The following is a 20945-nucleotide window of genomic DNA, read 5'->3' on the forward strand; positions in this document are numbered from 1 at the left end:
TTGCATAATCCAATCCTTAGAAAAATATGATCTGGGGGGATCGAATATGCCACTTCAACGTACTTTGAAGTTATTTGCAGTTATTACCAGTATGGCGGTGCTTAGTGCATGCAGCCAGGAACCAGCAGAGACTGAAGGGAAGCAAACGTCTCATCAGCCTCCCGCACCCACCGTAACCGTAGCGGAAGTTTTACATGAACGCCTCACCGAGTGGGATGAGTTCACAGGTCGCCTTGAAGCGCCTGAAAGTGTTGAGCTTCGTCCTCGTGTTTCAGGCTACATCGAACGCGTTGCCTTTGAAGAAGGTGCAATCGTTCACGCCGGTGATCCTTTGTTTTACATAGACAGCCGCTCATTCAAAACGGAAGTAAAACGTTTGAAAGCGGAACTGACCGACGCTCAAAGCCAGTTAAAACTGGCTGAATTAGCTTATAACCGCACCAAGCGTCTGACATCTCAGAATGCTTTGTCTAAAGAAGATTACGACAACCGATTTGCCGAGCTTCAACAAGCGCGCGCGCACGTTCAATCAGTTGAAGCAGCTTTGGAATTGTCTGAGCTAAACTTGAGCTATACCCGTGTCGAAGCACCGATCACAGGTCGTGTTTCCCGAGCGGAAGTCACCAAGGGCAACTATGTAGGCGCCGGTCAGACTATCCTAACCACACTGGTATCTACCGAGAAAGTGTACGCTTACTTCGATGCCGATGAGAATACGTACTTGAAGTACACCAGACTGGCTAAAGAAGGCAGCCGAGCGGACGATCGCGAATCTCATAACCCAGTTTTTATGGCTCTGGCTAATGAAAGCGACTACCCTCATCAAGGTCACATCGACTTTGTGGATAACCGCATCAATCCTGCAACCGGTACTATTCGTGGTCGGGCTGTATTCCAGAATGAAAGTGGCCTGTTCACACCAGGCTTGTTTACTCGCCTGCAACTGATCGGCAGTGCCAGCTATCAAGGCATTCTGATTGACGATAAAGCCATCGGTACAGATTTGAACAACAAGTTTGTTCTGGTTCTGGATCAAAACAACACCGTTCAATATCGACCTGTTACCCTGGGTGAAAAAGTGAATGGTTTACGGATCATCTCTGATGGTTTACATCCAGGTGAGCGCATTGTTGTGAAAGGCTTACAGCGCGTTCGCCCTGGTACACCCGTCAACCCGGAAGTTGCCGAGATGGCCTCACCTGAGCAGTTAGCGCAATTACAGCGAATTCAGGCCAAGGTAGATCGCATCCTAATCGCATCTGGCCTGGAAGTACCTAACGCTGAAACTACAACATTGCTTACAGCACAGGTGCCTGCCAATCAAATCAATCAAGAAGCGCCAAAACAGGGTCATCTATAACCTCAACGGTAAGCATGACCTTTAGGAAGGAAAATAGAATTCGGTGCCACGTCGTTAGAGAAGTCTTATTCAACGACTTAATCATCGGGTTCTATTCCTTTCAGATCTAATCGCAGAGTAAACCTTTTCAGCTTTTTAAGAGAAGAGCGCATGAATTTTTCGAAGTTTTTTATTAACCGCCCGATCTTTGCGGGCGTTCTCTCCTTGATGATTTTCATCGCAGGGGCTTTAGCGGTGTGGAAGCTTCCAATCACCGAGTACCCTGAAGTTGTACCACCGACTGTCGTTGTATCAGCTAACTACCCTGGCGCAAACCCTAAGGTCATTGCGGATACCGTGGCTTCGCCGTTAGAACAGGAAATTAATGGCGTTGAAGACATGCTCTATATGTCATCACAAGCCACTTCAGACGGTCGTATGACCCTGACCATTACCTTTGCAATCGGCACCGATGTCGATAAAGCTCAAACTCTGGTTCAAAACCGGGTGGATCGTGCATTGCCAAGACTGCCACAAGAAGTCCAACGTCTCGGTGTCGTCACCCAGAAATCCTCTCCGGATTTAACCATGGTGGTGCATTTAACCTCACCCGATAACCGTTACGACATGCTTTATCTGTCTAACTATGCACACCTAAAAGTAAAAGATGAACTGGCCCGAATCGAAGGCGTTGGTGATGTTCGCCTGTTTGGTGCGGGTGAGTACAGCATGCGTATCTGGTTAGACCCTGAGAAAGTGGCTGCATTGAACCTCAACCCGAGCGATATTGTGGGTGCGATTCGTGAGCAAAACCAGCAAGCTGCAGCAGGTTCTTTAGGGGCTCAACCGTCTGGCAGCAATGAATTTCAGTTGCTAATTAATGTAAAAGGCCGTCTGACCTCCGAAGAGGAATTTGGCGAAATCATCATCAAGGTAGGTGAGAACGGCGAAATCGCCCGTTTGAAAGACGTAGCCCGTATTGAACTGGGCTCGGACTTCTACGCACTGCGTTCTTTACTGAACAACCAACCGGCTGTGGCCATCCCTATCTTCCAGGCGCCTGGCTCAAATGCCATTCAGATCTCTGATGACGTTCGAGCCACCATGGCCGAGCTAAAAAAAGCGTTTCCTGAAGGGGTGGACTATTCCATCGTCTATGACCCGACAGTGTTTGTTCGAGGCTCTATTGAAGCGGTAGTTAACACCCTATTCGAAGCCATCCTGTTAGTAGTACTGGTGGTTGTACTCTTCCTGCAAACGTGGCGTGCCTCGATCATTCCACTGGTTGCGGTTCCTATTTCGTTGGTTGGTACTTTTGCCATCATGCATTTGTTGGGCTTCAGCTTTAATGCCTTGTCTTTGTTTGGGTTGGTTCTGGCCATCGGGATCGTCGTAGATGACGCCATCGTAGTAGTAGAAAACGTCGAACGTAACATCAGCGAAGGTCTGTCTCCGAGTGAAGCGACGAAGAAAGCCATGACCGAAGTAACCGGTCCGATCATTGCCACCACCCTGGTATTGATGGCGGTATTTATTCCTACGGCGTTCATGTCTGGCCTAACCGGGCAGTTCTACAAACAGTTCGCCTTAACCATCACCATTTCAACCATCATCTCGGCCATCAACTCGTTGACATTAAGCCCAGCCTTGTCTGCATTGCTGTTGCGAGACGAACATGCGAAGAAAGACTGGTTAAGTCGTTTGATTGATTTCTTATTTGGTAAATGGTTATTCGGCCCGTTCAATAAGCTGTTTAACTGGGGTGCAAAAGGCTACACCGCTGGTATTGGCAAGTTAATTCGTCTGAGCGGCATTGTACTCTTACTGTACGGTGGTTTGATGGGCTTAACTTACCATCAGTTCAGCACTACACCGACAGGCTATGTTCCAGGGCAAGACAAGATGTATCTGGTGTCCTTTGCCCAGTTACCGGATGCCGCCTCTTTAGAGCGTACCGAAGACGTGATTCGTCAAATGTCAGATATTGCATTGAAGCATCCAGGTGTGGAATCAGCTGTTGCCTTCCCTGGTCTGAACATCAATGGATTCACCAACAGCCCTAACAGCGGTATTGTCTTCGTGACACTGAAAGACTTCAGCGAACGTACCACTCCAGACTTGTCAGCCTTTGCTATTGCAGGTCAATTAAATGGACAGTTCGCGTCGATTCAGGAAGCCTTTATTGCGATCTTCCCGCCACCACCGGTATCCGGTTTGGGCACCATCGGCGGCTTCCGCCTACAGATCGAAGATCGGGGCAACTTAGGTTACGAAGAGTTATATCGGGTCACTCAGGAAGTCATTATGAAAGCTTGGGCTGCCCCAGAGTTGACCGGTAACTTCAGTAGTTTCCAGGTAAACGTACCCCAATTGGAAGTAGATCTTGATCGAACCAAAGCGAAAAGCCAGGGCGTTCAGGTGGATGAAGTGTTTACCACAATGCAAGCTTACTTAGGTTCCATCTATGTAAATGACTTCAACCAGTTTGGCCGGACTTATCAGGTCAATGTTCAGGCGGATGAAAGTTTCCGACAAGAACCAGACCAAATCGGCCAGTTAAAAGTACGCAACCAAAACGGCGACATGATTCCATTGGGCTCATTCTTAAATGTGACTCATGGTGCTGGCCCTGACCGAGTAATGCACTATAACGGTTTCACCACTGCAGAAGTCAATGGTGCACCTGCTCCGGGGTACAGTTCGGGTCAAGCTCAGGCAGCGATCGAGCGCATTCTTGAAGAGACATTACCGATCGGTATGGAGTACGAGTGGACGGATTTAACCTATCAGCAAATCCTGGCAGGCAATGCTGCACTTCTGGTGTTCCCGTTAGTAGTGATTCTGGTGTTCCTTGTTCTGGCAGCACAGTATGAGAGTATCAGTCTGCCACTTGCGATCATTCTGATTGTGCCTATGACGCTTTTATCAGCGATGACGGGTGTGATTTTGTATGGTGGCGACAATAACATCTTCACCCAAATTGGCTTTATCGTTCTGGTGGGCTTAGCAACGAAAAACGCAATCCTCATCGTCGAGTTTGCTAAAGAATTGCAAGACGACGGCATGACTGTGATCCAAGCCATTAAAGAAGCAGGAAGACTCCGTTTACGGCCTATCTTAATGACGTCCATCGCTTTCATTATGGGGGTTGTGCCTATGGTGTTTTCTACGGGTGCAGGGGCTGAAATGCGACAAGCAATGGGCGTTGCTGTGTTTTCAGGCATGATTGGCGTCACCGTCTTTGGTCTGGTACTGACACCTGTGTTCTATTACTTGTTACGCCGAAAGCACGACAACAAAGCACAGGAAGGTCAACCCTCACCTGCGTCTAAAAACGACTCTAATCAGCCTCAAATAGCGGCTTGATTGTGAATGCAGTGACTGGTTGAAGTTGAATATTCAATCCAGTCACTCTCCTTCTTGAAGCCCCGGCCAATTCCCGATCCCTTACCCCCAGGCTGGGTGCTTCATTCTCTTATCATTCATTTTGAATCTTTAGAGCGATTCCAAGTAGCCTTTCATAATCGCTGCGACGTCTATTTTCTTCAGCCCTTCATTAAGAATGCCCGCCAGCTTCTCACCTCGAGCGCCTTTTTTGAAACACACATACAGTTGCTTGTCTTCAAGCAAAGTCGAGTTGAACTGTATCTTACCCGCCTGTGCTTTCAGCTTAGGGTCTGACGCCAATAGATAACTCAGTACGTTTTGATCCACCACGGCTAGCTCAGTGCGCCCTGTGGATAACTTTAACAGGTTCTTCACATCATCACTGGCCTCACTGGCTTTAATGGCTTTTTCTGCAACCATTTTGTCGAAATCAGTGGTATTCACATAGCCACTCACCACACCCACTTTGAATTTTTTTAAGTCTTCCAACGTTGACCAGCTGATAGGCTTAGAGGTTAACTCTGCAAATCCTAGCGGCCCGGACCCCATAGGTTCAGATAATACGAAATCCTGTTTTAACTCCTCTGAATAGTACTCAGGAAAATATCCGTCGAACTGGCCTTCTTTAGCCAAATGAACTGCACGCTTCCAAGGATAGAATTCAACCACCAGTTCATGCCCCATCGCTTTAAATGCAGCCTTAGCGACCGCTACACTGGCACCCTGCTCTTTCATAGATGCACTGGTATACGGCGGCCACTCCAATGAGGTTAATTTGATGGTGTCAGCTTTCAATAAATTAGGTAGTAATAGAATAGCCAAAGTTAAGATGGCACTGAATACTCTCATGCGTTACTTCTCCAAGATCTTTATGGTTATTGCATAGCTATGTCGATGAATATCAACGTTATTAAGGCTAGCAAAACTTTGTGAAATTTCATGATTAGGCTAATACTTAATGCTCAGATAGTGCATCTGGGTAAACATCGGTTAAATCACGCACTACTAAAAATCTGCTACTGTTACTTTGAGATATCGCCCCTAAACAATGGTCGATAAAGCCCCTAATACTTAGGCATTTCAGCAACGGAAATGACAACTTTTTAATGATTTCTTTAAAGATCTTGCAAAAGTAGTCGATTAAACATGACACAGGAAAAGAAATATTGGATGGAAAGCCAATTCCATTCTCCAAGAATAAACCTGTTAAAAGTTGCATCAGAGGTTTTCTGTGAAAAATTCAATTAGCTTGCGTTTCAATCTTTTAGCCAGTGCCCTAGTGATTACTTTATTGGTTGCATTTGGCGCCTATAACCAAACCCAAACAGGCAATGCCTTACGGGCCAGCCTTGATAAGCAAACAAATGCGGTATTGGGGCGTTTGAAACAGAGTTTGCCACCGACTCTCTGGAACTTTGAGACAGATCAAATGGTTAGCATCGTCGAATCGGAAGTCAGCGCCAGTGAGATTAAAGGTGTATTCGTCTATGACACCAAAGAAATCATCATGGGTAGAATGGTCAATGAATTTGAAAAAATCGTAGACGTAAAGAAACTTCCCGCAGATGCCGGCCTCACCAAGCAGACAGTGCTTGAGTTCGATGACTCAGGTTCCGTCAGTAAAGTGGGTAAAGTTGTCATTCTGATAGATGAAAGTGCGATCGATAACTTACTGGATCAATCGCTAAAAAGAACATTAATTCAATTAATCGTGATGGTTGTACTGCTGGTTGCAACCATTACGTTTCTGATGCGACTTATCGTTATTCGTCCACTCGCAGAGATTGGCAATGCCTTGAGTGATATTTCTCAAGGAGAAGGAGACCTCACTCGCCGTCTCAATGCCAACAGAAGAGATGAAGTGGGTGTGGTTGCAAACCACTTCAATTTATTTGTGGATAAGATCCAACATCTGGTACAGCAAGTGGTTGGTTCTATGAACCATATGTCTGAACTGACACAAGACTTGTTAGAAGTAGCTCAAACAACCAATGCGGGGGTTCAGGCACAGTCCAAGGAAACAGATCAGGTAGCGGCTGCAATTAATGAGATGAGCGCCACAGCGCACAATATTTCACAGAACACGTCAGAAGCGGCTGAAGCAGCTCATCACGCCAACGATGAAGCCTTATTGGCTAAGAGTGTTGTAACCGCCTCAATTGATGCTATTGGCCATTTAGCAGGTGAAATTGACACCGGAGCCAAAGTTATCAACAACCTTGAAAACGACGTAAGTAACATCACCTCAATGGTTGATGTCATTCAAAGCATTGCCGAACAGACCAACCTACTGGCACTGAATGCCGCGATTGAGGCTGCCCGAGCAGGAGAGCAAGGCCGAGGATTTGCGGTGGTTGCCGACGAAGTACGAACCCTTGCCAGCCGAACTCAATCGACCACAGAAGAAATTCAACAAATGATCGATAAACTTCAAACCGGAGCCCAGAGTGCCGTTGCGGTCATGGAAAGCAGTAAAGCCAAGGGTGAAAGTACCGTCGAAGAAGTAAATAAAACAGAAGAGTCTCTTGCCGGAATCGTCAGTGCCGTTTCAACCATTAACGACATGAGTACACAGATTGCAAGCGCATCAGAGCAACAGACGGCCGTCTCAGAAGAGATTGGCAACAGCGTGACTCGTATTGCAGAGATTGCCGATGAGGCTGCTAACGGAGCTAAAAACACCGAAGAATCCTGTATCCGACTGGCAGACCTGACTCAAGAAATCCGTAATCAACTCGGACAGTTTAAAGTCTAATTATTTCTCAAACATCCACTCGGGCGGGCGTACTTGCATGGTTCTCATCAAGTACGCTCATTACACGGCTCAATTACGATAAACGGACGCATTTTCACGACAAAGTCACCTAAACTTAGCAATGAATAGGGAAGAACTTATCTCAGGCAGGGACTCAACCAAGCTCTATTGAGGCACCTAATGAATAACAGTATTCCGTCCAGATTCCTACGTGACATCACCCTACTTCTAAATGTGCCGCGATCAGAATTTCTTGATGTTCCAGAGTGCAAAGATCCTTTTGATCAAAAGTCCCGATTGGACTTCTTTAAGCTTCTTCGAGGCAAAACCAAATCAGAACCTCAACCCAAAGTAAACCCTAAACAAAAACATATCCGACAATTCAATACGGCTGTCTGGCTCTCTTTCAAAAACCCACCGGACAAACCGGTTGCGTTACTACTTCAATATAAAGACTCGAAAGGCGAATTTTCCATCATCGTTGATGAGAGCACGCCCGATTCCAGCACCACCATGATGCTCTCAGGAGATACCAACCTGGAATTCTATGGTGAGCTTGAATACCTCAAAGCCATAGCAACCGGTTTAAAAAAAGACCACCTGTTCTTTGTGGAAGAAATTCATGTTCAACGCATTCGTTCAAAAGGAGAGAAAAAAGATAATACAAATTATTGGCTTGTATCGAATGAATAGTATAGAAATTAGCTAAGCTTTTGTTATAGTTACCACCAATCCTCAATACTATTTATTATTTTCTTTGTAGTATTTTCGACCACTATTCCGTGATAAAAATCACACTTATCTTCTAATCTATATTCCATGATACGAATTGATTGTCCAAAAAAACACAACAAAAAGCCACATACACCTGAATTCAGACCGCCTGTCCGGTTAGCCCTAATATCGTTGCCATTCAGGCACCTCAAGACTTACGCACTTTTTTATAATAAGTGAAGTAAGAAGTATGACTATTTCCCATAGGACGAAGTACATGAGTCTCAAGAATTCACATCAAGGGTTTTCACTTATCGAGCTACTTGTCGTTGTAGCAATTATTGGCATTTTAGGGTTCGTTGCTTATCCCAGCTATCAAGATTTCATTAAAGAAGGTATCCGAAATTCAGCTCAAAGCTACATGCTAGAACTTGCAAGTCAAGAAGCGAATTATCTTCAGGACAATCGAGCGTATACAACAACTCTAACGGATTTAAATGTTACTGCTTCGAATGAAGTAATTGATAACTATACGTTTACGATTTCTATTAGTTCTAATACTGTCCCAAACTACCTAATTACAGCGACACCAATATCTACAGGCATAATGGCTTCAGACGGCAATTTGACACTAAACCATCTTGGCGTTAAAGCCCCAGCAGCAAAGTGGTAATAGCGATGAAGAGTCTCGGTACATCAACAAATCAAACCATCAAAGGCTTTTCGCTAGTGGAGCTAATGGTGAGTTTAGTTGTTATGGGTATTCTTTTTACTGGTGGTTATACAGCCCTAAGAAATTACACACCCAACGAAGATGTTCGTCTTATGGCGCACCAGCTGCAGTCTTCACTACTCATGACACGAAGTGAAGCAGTTAAGCGAAACGAAGATGTATTTATGATTCCATCAACAGAGGGATATACAGGAGGCTGGGCAATTTCATCGAATGAAAATCGAAGCTTTGAAGACTGTATTGATAGCTCTCCTGAGGACGATTGTTTATATGTGTTCCAAAATGATAGACCAGTTAAGCTATCCGGATTATCAGGTGACGTCAAATATAACCGACAAGGCCGCATTCCACTTACCACATCCGATATTGAAATTGTAATTTGTGACAAAGATGAGAGCTCTTATGTCACAAAACGCACCATTCAGGTCAGTTCTAATGGCTTCCCAAAAATCATTTCAGAGGGGAACTGTGAACCATGATAAAGAGCAATATCATGCCTAACCACCTTATGCACTCAAAAGGCTTTAGCATGGTGGAAACCCTAGTAGCATTATTAATTTTTGCTCTCGGTATTCTTGGCTTTATTGGGATGCAGAACAGAGGTGTCCAAATGAATGTTGAAATGGATCAACGAGAACAAGCAGCAAGAATACTCAGCTACATGGTAGAAGCCATTCAAACAAATAGAGATGCCAGAGGCTGTTATATAACTATTCTAGGATCACATGGGACGCCTTATGTAGGAACAGGTACTTCTGGTAGTTTCACTTGTACAAGCTCAGGAACACTTGAAACACAAACACAAGCAGTAAACGACCTGAACTTTTGGGATGACCTACTCAAGGGAGAGAACCAAGGTGGTGCTCTATTAAGTGCACGAGGATGTGTAGCCGAAGATGCAACTACCGGTGACTATACAGTAAGCGTTGTATGGCAAGGATTGGTTGATACAGTTAGCTCGGATAACATATGCGCTAGCACACTCTATCCAGCCGATAGCCGAAGAGTGTTAAGTTATACCATCGCCTTTGCAGATCTGGACAACTAATGGTGAACACAATGATGCCAACTTTCTCACACCAAAAAGGCCTTACATTAATAGAGTTGATGATAGGTTCAGTGCTTGGACTAACGCTAAGCCTGACAATAATGTCTGCTGTTATTACAAGCAACAAAATGAACAGAGAAGGTATGAAAGCCATTGAACTTACAGAGAACGGAAGGTTTTTAAACGAAGTTCTAAAAAATGACATTGCCAACGCTGGTTATTATGGTGCTCTAGCCGACATACCAAAAGGTGATACTGCACCAGATCCTTGTGATCTAAGCAATCTTAACGATACGCTTGCTTTTCCAGTTCAAATATACAACGACACCACTAGTCTTGATTTTGCCGGCAAAACTACTTGTGACATCCAAATTGAACCAAATACTGATGTAATTATCATCCGACGAGCAAGTTCTGTAGAAGAAGACCCAGCTTCTCCTCTTCCTAATGAATACCATATTCAATCCACTTACGACGACTACAATATTCTAAAATCAACAGTTGCAACGCAATTCCCTTTTACTAATAAAGCTGAAACAGAAGAAATTCGTCAGTATTTAGTCCATATATATTATGTCAGTCCATGCAGAGAGACGGATTGTAGTAACACCTCCAGCTCCACTGATAGCCCAACACTAAAACGATTAGAGCTTCATGATGGACAATTCGTTAGTGTTGTAATCTCTGAAGGTGTAGAACAACTTCAATATGAATTTGGTATTGACCGTTCAGGTAATGGCATACCAAATGAAAGCACTCCAGGTGCCGATGATGCTTATGTTACTTCGCCTACGGATGAAGAAATCCAAAATACTGTAGCCATAAAATTTTACGCTCTGGTTCGTTCAAATGACAAATCAAATGAACTAACTGACAGCGAACTTTATGACTTGGGCCGGTTTGGATTTGTGAGCGGCAGCAGTTTAGGTGAGAAATATAAGCGACGTGTATTTATGAATCTCACACGAGTAAATAATATTGCGATGAAGAGAGAAAGCTAATGAAAATTCCTTCGTCACCTTTTAAGCAATCCCAAGAAGGGGCCGTGCTTTTACTGTCTCTTATAATGGTTCTTGTATTATCAATTTCAGCTATTGCAATGGTAAATGTAAATAATGTGAACCAACAAATAATAAGAAACCAAATAAACACAATGGAAGCGGAGCAAGTGGCTTTAGAAGTCATAGAAAGTCTATTAAATGGCATAGATACCTTTGAGACCGCTGCCAATGAACAAATTGCAGGAACCATTTATAAAATTGATGACGGCAGTCTAAATCAAGGCGAATACACGGTCTCTGTCTTAAACATCCGCTGCACCTATTCTCATATCATTGATGGTTATTCATTAACGGCTGACTCCGTTCCTGAAACAAATTACTTTGAATTTGATATAGAAGTTGCCTCCTCAGTAACTGGAGCTACAACAAAAATGACACAAGGTGTTCGCTTTAACAGTCCAGCCGGACTTTGTCCATAGAGGAAGAGAAACATGTTCAAACATCTAATTTCTTTCACTACCGCATTAGCATTAAGCTGGAGCTGTTATAGTGCAGATACTGATATTTTCGAGCCCAATCCACTTGTATCTACGAACAAACCTAACGTTTTAATACTCATAGATAATTCGGCGAATTGGGATGCAGAGAGTGGGGGTACAACCAAGAAAATCCTCATACACGAAGCTCTCTATAAAGTTATCATGTCAATGGATACCGATAGCATCAACTTAGGGATCGGTATCTTTGCAGACTCAGGCTCAGGAGGCGGCAGCAGTGGTACAAATGTAGAAGGTATGAAGCTCATAAACAGAGTACAAAATTTAGACGCTACTCTTAAAGACACATATGCACATCTCCTCTACAACAATGCAGACGATTTATCTCTTGAACCCGTAACCGATACAAATGGAGATATTATTGGTTATACCATTAAGGGCTTCCTTTCTGATCAAGAAGCTATAGAAAAGGCAAATAACGCACCTTACGCTATGTCAATGAGTGAGTCTCGGCTCTATTTTGGTGGAATGACCCCTGAATCAAGCAAAACAGACCCTTGGGATAAGTATTCTCTCGGTACAGATCAAGCTGGCGACTATATTAGTCCAATCAATCTAAATACAGCGTGCTCAGGCAATTACATTATCCTGCTTGCTAATGGTGCACCAGATAGTGGTGAAAATACCAAAGCAGAAAATAGACTAAAAGACTTTGGTGCAGAATCCTCACAAATTTCGTTATCCGCATCTAAATACCAAACTAACTGGGTTGATGAATTTGCCCGCTATATGGCAAATGCAGATATGAACGAGCCACTAGGCGGTGTACAAAACGTATTTACACACGTCATTGATGTGTATGACGAAACTGTTCTTAAAGGAAACAATAAACCGGGTAGCCAAAACTTCGATGGTGCTAGAGCACTTCTTCAAAGTGTTGCAGCTCAAGGTAAGGGGGATTATTACACTGCATCCAAGTCTGACGATGTTGTCGCAGCTCTGCAAACGATCTTGAATAAAATTTCAGATCGATCTTCCGTCTTTGCTGCCAGTGCATTGCCTGTATCGGTAAATACCCGAGGAACGAATCTTAACCAAGTGTACATGGGGGTCTTTCAGCCAGACAAAGACAGACAACCTCGCTGGTATGGCAACTTAAAACTATACCAAATAGGTCGTAATAGTACTGGAGGCCTGGAACTCGTAGATTCTTCAGCACCTAGCAAAACGGTTAGAGATCCTAGTGCTGGTTTTGTTAACTCTAACGTTAAAAGCTTCTGGACCGAGGACTCAACATTCTTCGATTACAGCCCAAGAGGAGATGGTCAGGGAAGTGACTCACCTGATGGCGAGTTTGTTGAAAAAGGAGGGGTGGCACAACTAATTAGAAAGAACTATATCAGTACCACAAATACCGGTAGAACCTTATATACCTGTACAACGTGCAACTCTACATTAGACGTTTTTAATTTAACCACTACGCCTCTAAGCTCCACGATGGTGGACTGGGTATATGGTGCAAATAATACTTCTGACAAAGATGACACAACCCTGACCACGCTTGAACAAAACAATAATGATGAACCTCCATGGGATACAAGCGCGGTTCGGACATCAGTTCACGGTGACGTTTTACACTCTCAACCAGCTATCATCAACTACGATGATGGAAACAATATCATAGTCTACTATGGGGCCAATGATGGTGTATTTCGTGCCGTTCAAGGAGGATTGTCAGGAGGTAATGCAGGTAGAGAGCTATGGGGCTTTATCCCTGGGGATGAGTCCGCATATTTCGATAAACTTGAAGCTCTCAGAAACAATGAAGGTAGCAATGACTTTGGCAGCCCCGATAAGCCCTGGTTCATTGACGGAGATATAACCGCATATACTGATGACGGTGGTGACGGAGCCATGGACTCTGGCGATACCGCTATTCTGTATCTAACGATGCGAAGAGGTGGCAATAATATATATGCGCTGAACGTAACTAATCCTCTATCCCCGAAAATTCAATTTATCATTAATGGTGGAACGGGAGATTACGCAGAGTTAGGACAAACCTGGTCTGGTATCGAAGTTACTCATATAGCAGGTCACAGTAATCCCGTTCTTGTATTTGGTGGCGGTTATGACAGCTCTGCCGAAGACCAAGGACCAGATTCTTCTGGAGCCAGAACCAATGGAATACCAACAGCTTCTTCAGGTACAGCAACAACTGGCCGATCTATTTTTGTCGTGGATGCGTTGAACGGGAATGTCATAGCAAGCATTGGTCCTTCAGCAAGCGATGATGTAACAGAAACAGGTATGAAATACCCTATCGTTGGAAGAGTTGCTGTTTTAGATATTAATAACAATGGATACGCGGACAGACTTTATGCCTCGGATACAGGAGGAAACATCTGGAGGGTTGATACAGAATTTGATCCAACACCTTCAAACTGGAAAGTCACCCATGTAGCTAATGTCAGTAATGACTTTGATGGCGACTCAAGTAATGACGGACGAAAATTTCTGTATCGAGTTGATGTTGTTGCTGCCGAGGACTCTACAGGTAAATATCACGCAATACTGGTTGGTTCTGGCGACCGTGAGCATCCGTTTGATACCGGTGTCAAAAATTACATGTATATGTTTAAAGATCGGTACACAAGTTTACTGTCTGCGCAACTTTCACCTATACAAATGAGCAGTATGTACGATGCCACGGATAATCTTATTCAACAAGGCTCCGACACAACGGCTGAAATCGCTTTACTCGATTCTGCTAACGGTTGGTATATAGAGCTTGGAGTAGGAGAAAAAACAGTGAGCCACGTAACCTCACTTGCTGGTGTCGCATACTTCAACACAAACCAACCGGATACTAGTGGTCTTTCATGTAATGCAAACCTTGGAATTGCTCGTATTTATCAAATTAGTGTAACAAATGCGACGGCAGTCACTGAGAACGATCAATCAACAGGTTTAACGTCAGATGATAGAAGCTATGAAGTACCTGGTGGTGGTTACCCACCACCACCTGTACACGTTATCGTTGACGTTGATGGAGAGTTAGTGGAAGCTATTATTTCTGGAACTGAAGTTAACGAGTCTCAGTCTGAGCTCAACAAACGAACCCGGACCTTCTGGTCTAAACAAGTCGATGACTAACGTCTCACTTTTAAAGCTCTGCAATTGCAGAGCTTTTTTTATGCCCTCAAAAAGAGCTTAACCATCAAGGTAATGCACATCATGATGAGCATTGCTCCTGCAAAGCTCTTTTGTAAGGTCGGGCCATTAACTCTTTTACTTGTTAATAGCCCAACAACCATTCCAGAGACACCACCAAAACAAACTAAAGCCAATGTTTTGCTCTCAACGGTTGCGCCAGAAAGAAGATAGGTAATAAAGCCAGAACTACTAATAACAGAGATCACCACCAAAGAAGTCGCAATAGCTTGCTGAATGGATACCTGTATAAGAAAAATCAGTGTAGGAACAATCAAAAAGCCACCACCAACGCCATATAAGCCTGATAAAAGACCTGTCAGAACAGCGCCACCACTCATTGCTAAAATACAAGAAAAACCAATTGAAAAAGGTTGGTTGCCAGCAGCTCGACATAATGCCTCTTGCTCAGATTTATCTGCTGACCACTGAGCACGAATAGCTTTGGTATCTTCAGGAGTTCTTTGGGCTTGAATCCACATCCGGGCCGCAATCATCACAACCAGCAAGGCAAAAGAAATTAACAACGTTACTTCATCAATACTCTGATTAACAACATTGCCTATAGGTGCAGTCGCAGCGCCTAAAACTGAGTATACAAGTGCGGGCAACCATAAGATGTTTCCGGATTTTAATCGAGTAATCGTGCCAAATAACGCACTAACAGCAACAGCACCGAGAGAAATTCCGATAGCCTGTTGCATGGGTAAATCCAGTAAAATAATGAGCAAAGGAACCGCAAAGACTGAACCTCCCGCCCCAGTTAAACCTAATACCAAGCCTATAATTAATCCAACAATAAGTGCCAATCAACAACTCCTTCTTTAGCATTCATGTAATTTACAAGTCAGTAACAGTTAACCTCTACCTAAGACCGTTATATCAAGCAGTAACTCCCATAAAGTGCTTAAAATATATCCCTTCAAACAACGACCTATTCATAACAACCTGCGCAACTTTAGAGAAATCTCAATGGCCTTCAATAACACCTAAAGAAAATAACTCATTAAATCAAAGCTCTAGACCTAGCTATTAGGTTGATTTATGAACAAATTCAGCTATCTTATTTAGATTACTCATTAAATTTTTTCAGTTCCGGCCGATAAACCACTACCACTTAAGAAAACGATACAGGTATCAGAATGGCAGACGAAGGCAAAGAAAAAGAAGAGCTGACAGAAGAACAACAAATTCAACTACTTCAAAAGAAGAACAACAGCTTGAAAATGGTAGTTACTGTGCTGTCCGGCCTTAGCTTTATCTTGTTACTTGGGGTGGGAACCCTAGCCTATCTTCTATCAGATCAACCCGAAGTCGAGTTTGCCACCACGACCCAAACTGATGAGTTAACTAACACCCTAGCTCTGCAACAGGCCAACATTGAGAAATTAACGGCTCAACTACTACTCCTTGAACAACAACGTGTCAGTTCCTCTGGCATTCCAAGAGAAGCAGCCATAGAAAGCCAACGAGACTTCTTACGATTGGTTCATATCATGCAAAACAGCATGCGTGATGAATCCCGAATGATTAAAGGCGCACGCTCTTGGTACGAACACTACAATCAACTCCTCAATGCGATCCGCCAGAAAGGAAAAGACCGATTGAGAGAGTTGGGTTCATCGGAACCCAATATGTCTAAGAGCAGCCCATCCAAGGCTGACAACAATGACGAATTCGGAGACGAGCTTTTTTAAGCTCTCCCTCTGAAATCCCAAAGAAAAGGCCTCATCTGAGGCCTTTTTCTTTTATCCAGTATTCATTAATCCAGCGACTGCCAACAGCGATATTGTATTCAAACAGAAAACATACCATCAATCTGTAAGCATATACTTACCCCCTGTAAACCCGGACTAAACCAAGAGGATTATAGAGTGTTAATCTAGTCTCACTAGTTCAGTTAAGTCTTTCTCAAATCACTCAAATCCCAACCAAATTCATTAGAACACCCCAACCTTTAGGACCAATTCAGGACAGAAAAATCCCTTTATAATTAAGGAAATATCTCACAGTTTTGATAAAAAAACGCGTCTCATATTTCGCATTTGGTGTCCCAGATTCCGACCTCTACAAACTTAATTAAGTTACATATATTGAATATCAGAAGTACAACTTAGTCATCCCAAGAGGAAACCTAATGGACAAGGTAATATGTGCTAATGGGTACAAGACTCATTCAATGAAATTCAAGTCTGTTCTGGTCGGAATGTTTTCAGTGTTATGTTTAGCCTATGGACAAGCGACCGCTAGTGAAGAAGCCGCATACTGGCCACCCGCCAGCGAAACGTTCACAGACAACAATATATCGATTAATCATGTGGGCAGCGCCATGCGGTATCGAGACAACCACCCTATCTATATTGCCAGTCTATATACCCAAGATAGCTTTCCTAATACAGCCGTTCTTCTCTCTAATGACGGATCAAAAGAATTGCAGCTCATCATTATGGATGATTCGTTAAGCCATCGCCGCTTCCAGCGATTATTAAGAAATGACCTGATCATTACGTTAAACGACGATGAATATACCAAGCTACAACCGGAGATAAATGCTCTACTCGCATCGTTAAAAGGCAAATATCATGTCGGGACGCTAGTGAGCCTCAACTACGATTCATTGAGAAACGCTACGATCATCAAAATTGATGAAGAACGTAAAACCACTATCAATGGTAAAAATATATTTAATGCCATGCTAAAAGCCATGGCTGGTGACCGCCCACCAAGCAGGGATTTCAAAGACGCTTTATTAGGGTTCAAAACTCCCGTCATTAACATGACCGAAGAACAAGAGGTCTTACTTACTCAATACATGAGCAATAAGTTAGATGGGTCAACATTAATTGAAAGAAATCAGCACGAATTAGCAATTAATAATTCAGTAGAGCTGGCATATTAGAGGCTCTGATACCGAGGGATAGCTCTTCCTATCCCTCTACCCTTTGGACCAGGATTTATAGTGTTGCGTTACAGCCACATCCATTTCACCGTTTAAACACCCTTTAGCCAGTTTAGCCAACTCACTTACCAAATCACATTTTCTCAAACAATAATCCGAACCCACCAATTTAGCGCATTCCAAGTACAGAGACGTACCATCATGATGGATATCACTGTCAGTGATTGCAATGATCGTCGGCCGGTTTTCAAGAGGGAGTATGTGTTCGATTAACTCAATGCCATCCATTCTTGGCATAAAAATATCCGTAATCACTAGATCCGGTAGCTCAGTGGAAATTGCTTTAATGGCCTCACGCCCATCCGAAGCAAACTCGACAATCATAGGCACACCTATACTATCGAGAATACTTTTAATGAATAACTTTATTGAAGCCTGATCATCAACAATTAGCACACGCTTCATCACGTTCCCCGTTTGATTAGAGAATGATCTTAAAATCCAGACATACTCTAAACATAACATACCTCGAAGGATGTGCACCTATAAACCTACATTTCTTACGGGTATTTAAGTAAAAACAACCATAGAATATCTACTTTTATCTACATAACCGTAGGTAATTCCACTCAATAAAGAATTACAAATGAAGAGTCTTCAGATTCGCTCAATTTGAGAACACATGAGAACGGTGCTGCGTCTGACAGCTTTAACAGGTAACGAACAGAAAGTAGAGAGTAATAAAACCGACTGACTCATCCCCACAATTCCTCAGGAAGGGGGTACATAGCAAATTGCTGTGTGAAATCTGTAATATTAAAGGTACGCCATACTTGCTCACTGTGGATTCGCTTACGATGCTTTTCGCCATCAAAGCCATTAAGACGCAAGGTATGAAGACATTCCCAGCAAGGGCGCAACTCGAACGAGTCTACTTCCGAACGCTGAGAGATCATACTATGAAGAGCTTGGGTGAATTGGGTAGAAACATATACCAGAGAGGAATGATTGAACTTCGGCTTCGTCTCCCCTTTCAAGTGCTTACAATGGGCCAAATGGTAATCATAAATGGACAGTCCGATTCCTTCCTCTCGTGCCGATTTATTCTCAAACACGAAAACACGAGAGTTTTTATACGCGAGAGTATCATCAGGTAGGCTACGTAATCGATTAAATGGCACATCAATAAATAAAGCTGAAAGACGCTCTACTTCAAGAGAGGTCAACTGAAGATGAGGATCAAAGGGTTCAAAGCTCCCCAACTCATTCGCCCCCATTTGAGCTCTGAGCTCATTAAAGGGTTCAAACTGCTCAAAGTCAGGTAATTTCATTCCCAGTAACCCTATTTAATGCGATCAAGAATATCAGCAATCCGAGACTCAGCGTCGGTTCTCAAACGAAACTCAACCCGACGAGAACGAACCGAATCAAATTCACCATTATCATCGATAACTGGATGAGAAGATGACAACCCATTTGCAGTCAGCCGTTCACGCAACCATTCTTTCTGCTTATACACTTCCGGCAAAAGAAGCAGATACGCTAACGTCGTTCTGGTCCGAGCTTGGGATAATCTCATATTCAAAATGTACGCCGTATCAGCATCTGCTGCCTTCCCCCAACCAACCGAGGTATGTCCTTCAATACGGACTTCAGTGATTGCTTCCTGATATCCATTGCTGGTAATGATTTTGGTATAACGAGGAAAGAAGTCTCTTAGAATCGCTTTAAACTCAGGCTTTAACTCTGATTTACCGTTATCAAACAGCAATCGATCATCAATAAATCGAAAGGTTAAATTCTTATCCAGTTCAGCGCCCCACTTAGGGAGATCATATTTAAATTCTTCATACAGCTGCTCATACAGAGACGTTCTCAACTTCTCATACAACAACGCAACTTCTTGGATTTTTTCTTTCTCAATTTGAACCTTGATCATAAAGACCACAGAGATCATCAAGAAACACATCATCAAGCCAGCCATTAAATCACTGACCGAAACCCAATGCTCTTCTTGAGAATCCCCTACGCCTGAGTAGTTCTGTTCGAAATCACTCATGAGGCCTTCCGTTGCTGATCTGCAATTCGGATCACGTCCCGCAACTTCTCAGTCAATGGAGTATAGTCACGCACAAATTTTTCAGACAGCGCAGTGAGCTGACAACCAAAGGTTTCCAATGCTCGCGTAAGCTCTTCTTCCATTGCCTGATCCAGCTTCAGCACCTGACGATCTGTTCGATCAATCATTTTCTGAACAGCTTGATGAATCCCGTCCTGCTCTTCCAACAGCTTGCCACTAAAAGAAGTTTGCGCATCGGATAACTGTTGATTCATTTGGTTGACGGCATTCTGAACCAAAGATTGGTAGTCGGTTTGACTCTTTTCGATACTGTTTACTAAATTCTCAGTCAGGGACAACATCCGGTGTTCCAATGTAGGCAGACCATGAACGGCCTCACCGATGGCTGAATCCAGGCCTTTTAGGTATTTATCCAACTGTTTACTTTGTGCTTCCAAAGAATCCAGCATGACACCTAAAGCTTCTGCCGTTCGGCCAAACACCTGAGTTTTCTCTACGACCACTTGGTAAGCTTGCGTCGCTTCTGTCATCGTAGATGCCGTTGTCTGCTGTTGCTCAATCAAGGTGCTTAGTTGATCCTGATAGGCTTTTTGCCAGTTTAGCATCTGACCAACCGCTTCATTTAATTTCTTAAAGTTATCCCCATATTGCTCGTTGATACGAACATTAAACTCGCGCATCACCGTACCAATCGCTTCAACCAAAGCATCGGCATTAGCATTGGCCATGTGTGTTTGATAGTTTGAAAGGGAGGTTTCCAGCCCGGAGATGGATTGGACAACGCTGGATTCCATATGACCAATTTGAGCGTTACCATCTTCATATTTATCTTTAAAGGTAGACGTCAGATTAACCATTTCCTGATGAAGATCCGCCAACGTCACCGTATTGGTTCTCCCGGTTTTTTGACGAGGTTGCGTTACCACGACATAGCGAAATTTAATACTTAAGGCGGCAAACAAACCTGCGATTGACGTCCAAAAGGCCGTTTTAAGACCTTCAAGAAGAGAAGGGACACTGTCCTGAATCTGGTTCGTGTCAAATTCCTGAAGCCCTTGAGCGATCCCGACGAAGGTGCCAAAAATACCAATACTGGTCAGTAAGGCCGGGGCTGAATTCACGGTATTCATGTTATAGGCGAGTAAATGAAAGTACACCGCCATCAGGAGAATCACACCAATGATGATCTGACTGGTTAAGGTCATCTCCGTAATAAATTCCATAATAATCCCTGTATTCACATGTCAAAAACTGAGCTCTTATCTTACCTCTAAGCAAA

General features: G+C 43.5%; 18 protein-coding genes. 12 read left to right on the top strand and 6 right to left on the bottom strand.

Annotated features, from left to right (window positions below):
- The first annotated feature begins 46 nt into the window (after positions 1-46).
- Both QQL66_RS08035 and QQL66_RS08040 read left to right on the top strand, forming a co-directional pair.
- Positions 47-1360: an efflux RND transporter periplasmic adaptor subunit gene (locus QQL66_RS08035; RefSeq protein WP_284380597.1), complete on the top strand. Its 1314-nt coding sequence runs from the start codon at positions 47-49 to the stop codon at positions 1358-1360.
- A 150-nt stretch (positions 1361-1510) separates the two neighbouring features.
- The gene (locus QQL66_RS08040) at positions 1511-4705 is read left to right on the top strand and encodes an efflux RND transporter permease subunit (protein WP_284380598.1); all 3195 of its coding nucleotides are present in this window, start codon (positions 1511-1513) and stop codon (positions 4703-4705) included.
- A 129-nt stretch (positions 4706-4834) separates the two neighbouring features.
- Here the strand turns inward: QQL66_RS08040 and QQL66_RS08045 are convergent, their stop codons facing one another.
- Positions 4835-5575, bottom strand: a complete 741-nt coding sequence (locus QQL66_RS08045; protein WP_284380599.1) for a substrate-binding periplasmic protein — start codon at positions 5573-5575, stop codon at positions 4835-4837.
- 382 nt (positions 5576-5957) lie between these two features.
- On the opposite strand from QQL66_RS08045, the gene QQL66_RS08050 reads away from it, so the two are divergent.
- From QQL66_RS08050 to QQL66_RS08085, 8 genes are all read left to right on the top strand, one after another.
- Entirely contained in the window at positions 5958-7481 is a 1524-nt protein-coding gene (locus tag QQL66_RS08050; RefSeq protein WP_284380600.1) for a methyl-accepting chemotaxis protein, read from the top strand.
- A 180-nt stretch (positions 7482-7661) separates the two neighbouring features.
- Positions 7662-8174 carry a hypothetical protein gene (locus QQL66_RS08055; protein WP_284380601.1) on the top strand — a complete coding sequence of 171 codons (513 nt, stop codon included), beginning with the start codon at positions 7662-7664 and terminating at the stop codon, positions 8172-8174.
- Positions 8175-8472: 298 nt separating this feature from the next.
- Complete coding sequence (locus QQL66_RS08060; protein ID WP_284380602.1) at positions 8473-8868, top strand: type IV pilin protein; 396 nt, start codon at positions 8473-8475, stop codon at positions 8866-8868.
- A gap of 5 nt (positions 8869-8873) precedes the next feature.
- Positions 8874-9407: a GspH/FimT family pseudopilin gene (locus QQL66_RS08065; RefSeq protein ID WP_284380604.1), complete on the top strand. Its 534-nt coding sequence runs from the start codon at positions 8874-8876 to the stop codon at positions 9405-9407.
- A 14-nt stretch (positions 9408-9421) separates the two neighbouring features.
- Positions 9422-9976, top strand: coding sequence for a type IV pilus modification protein PilV (pilV, locus tag QQL66_RS08070; RefSeq protein ID WP_284380605.1), 555 nt, complete (start codon positions 9422-9424; stop codon positions 9974-9976).
- 11 nt (positions 9977-9987) lie between these two features.
- Positions 9988-10977: a PilW family protein gene (locus QQL66_RS08075; RefSeq protein ID WP_284380606.1), complete on the top strand. Its 990-nt coding sequence runs from the start codon at positions 9988-9990 to the stop codon at positions 10975-10977.
- Positions 10977-11456: a pilus assembly PilX family protein gene (locus QQL66_RS08080; protein ID WP_284380608.1), complete on the top strand. Its 480-nt coding sequence runs from the start codon at positions 10977-10979 to the stop codon at positions 11454-11456. The genes QQL66_RS08075 and QQL66_RS08080 overlap by 1 nt, the downstream gene beginning before the upstream one ends.
- Before the next feature lie 12 nt (positions 11457-11468).
- Complete coding sequence (locus QQL66_RS08085) at positions 11469-14630, top strand: pilus assembly protein (protein WP_284380609.1); 3162 nt, start codon at positions 11469-11471, stop codon at positions 14628-14630.
- A gap of 38 nt (positions 14631-14668) precedes the next feature.
- Here QQL66_RS08085 and QQL66_RS08090 read toward each other — a convergent pair whose 3' ends face one another.
- Positions 14669-15496 (bottom strand): sulfite exporter TauE/SafE family protein, encoded by an 828-nt coding sequence (locus QQL66_RS08090; protein WP_284380610.1) that lies wholly within the window; start codon positions 15494-15496, stop codon positions 14669-14671.
- A gap of 333 nt (positions 15497-15829) precedes the next feature.
- On the opposite strand from QQL66_RS08090, the gene QQL66_RS08095 reads away from it, so the two are divergent.
- Entirely contained in the window at positions 15830-16384 is a 555-nt protein-coding gene (locus tag QQL66_RS08095; protein ID WP_284380612.1) for a hypothetical protein, read from the top strand.
- A 440-nt stretch (positions 16385-16824) separates the two neighbouring features.
- Positions 16825-17586 (top strand): chalcone isomerase family protein, encoded by a 762-nt coding sequence (locus tag QQL66_RS08100; protein WP_284380613.1) that lies wholly within the window; start codon positions 16825-16827, stop codon positions 17584-17586.
- A 36-nt stretch (positions 17587-17622) separates the two neighbouring features.
- On the opposite strand, the gene QQL66_RS08105 is transcribed toward QQL66_RS08100, so the two are convergent.
- From QQL66_RS08105 to QQL66_RS08120, 4 genes are all read right to left on the bottom strand, one after another.
- On the bottom strand, positions 17623-18051 hold the full coding sequence (locus QQL66_RS08105) for a response regulator transcription factor (RefSeq protein ID WP_284380614.1): 429 nt from the start codon (positions 18049-18051) through the stop codon (positions 17623-17625).
- Between the two features lie 290 nt (positions 18052-18341).
- Complete coding sequence (locus QQL66_RS08110; protein ID WP_284380615.1) at positions 18342-18917, bottom strand: hypothetical protein; 576 nt, start codon at positions 18915-18917, stop codon at positions 18342-18344.
- Between the two features lie 11 nt (positions 18918-18928).
- Positions 18929-19645 carry an OmpA family protein gene (locus QQL66_RS08115; RefSeq protein ID WP_284380616.1) on the bottom strand — a complete coding sequence of 239 codons (717 nt, stop codon included), beginning with the start codon at positions 19643-19645 and terminating at the stop codon, positions 18929-18931.
- Positions 19642-20889, bottom strand: a complete 1248-nt coding sequence (locus tag QQL66_RS08120; RefSeq protein WP_284380617.1) for a MotA/TolQ/ExbB proton channel family protein — start codon at positions 20887-20889, stop codon at positions 19642-19644. The genes QQL66_RS08115 and QQL66_RS08120 overlap by 4 nt, the downstream gene beginning before the upstream one ends.
- Positions 20890-20945 lie beyond the last annotated feature (56 nt).

The organism is Litoribrevibacter albus, from assembly GCF_030159995.1.
Taxonomy (GTDB): Bacteria; Pseudomonadota; Gammaproteobacteria; order Pseudomonadales; family Litoribrevibacteraceae; genus Litoribrevibacter; species Litoribrevibacter albus.

What these genes read in the sequence shown, in the direction of transcription:
- QQL66_RS08065 (WP_284380604.1), top strand. Translation starts at nt 8,874, where the DNA reads ATGAAGAGTCTCGGTACATCAACAAATCAAACCATCAAAGGCTTTTCG.
- QQL66_RS08040 (WP_284380598.1), top strand. Translation starts at nt 1,511, where the DNA reads ATGAATTTTTCGAAGTTTTTTATTAACCGCCCGATCTTTGCGGGCGTT.
- QQL66_RS08100 (WP_284380613.1), top strand. Translation starts at nt 16,825, where the DNA reads ATGGACAAGGTAATATGTGCTAATGGGTACAAGACTCATTCAATGAAA.
- QQL66_RS08120 (WP_284380617.1), bottom strand. Translation starts at nt 20,889, where the DNA reads ATGGAATTTATTACGGAGATGACCTTAACCAGTCAGATCATCATTGGT.
- QQL66_RS08035 (WP_284380597.1), top strand. Translation starts at nt 47, where the DNA reads ATGCCACTTCAACGTACTTTGAAGTTATTTGCAGTTATTACCAGTATG.
- QQL66_RS08110 (WP_284380615.1), bottom strand. Translation starts at nt 18,917, where the DNA reads ATGAAATTACCTGACTTTGAGCAGTTTGAACCCTTTAATGAGCTCAGA.
- QQL66_RS08075 (WP_284380606.1), top strand. Translation starts at nt 9,988, where the DNA reads ATGATGCCAACTTTCTCACACCAAAAAGGCCTTACATTAATAGAGTTG.
- QQL66_RS08055 (WP_284380601.1), top strand. Translation starts at nt 7,662, where the DNA reads ATGAATAACAGTATTCCGTCCAGATTCCTACGTGACATCACCCTACTT.
- QQL66_RS08105 (WP_284380614.1), bottom strand. Translation starts at nt 18,051, where the DNA reads ATGAAGCGTGTGCTAATTGTTGATGATCAGGCTTCAATAAAGTTATTC.
- QQL66_RS08060 (WP_284380602.1), top strand. Translation starts at nt 8,473, where the DNA reads ATGAGTCTCAAGAATTCACATCAAGGGTTTTCACTTATCGAGCTACTT.
- QQL66_RS08085 (WP_284380609.1), top strand. Translation starts at nt 11,469, where the DNA reads ATGTTCAAACATCTAATTTCTTTCACTACCGCATTAGCATTAAGCTGG.
- QQL66_RS08045 (WP_284380599.1), bottom strand. Translation starts at nt 5,575, where the DNA reads ATGAGAGTATTCAGTGCCATCTTAACTTTGGCTATTCTATTACTACCT.
- pilV (WP_284380605.1), top strand. Translation starts at nt 9,422, where the DNA reads ATGCCTAACCACCTTATGCACTCAAAAGGCTTTAGCATGGTGGAAACC.
- QQL66_RS08115 (WP_284380616.1), bottom strand. Translation starts at nt 19,645, where the DNA reads ATGAGTGATTTCGAACAGAACTACTCAGGCGTAGGGGATTCTCAAGAA.
- QQL66_RS08080 (WP_284380608.1), top strand. Translation starts at nt 10,977, where the DNA reads ATGAAAATTCCTTCGTCACCTTTTAAGCAATCCCAAGAAGGGGCCGTG.
- QQL66_RS08095 (WP_284380612.1), top strand. Translation starts at nt 15,830, where the DNA reads ATGGCAGACGAAGGCAAAGAAAAAGAAGAGCTGACAGAAGAACAACAA.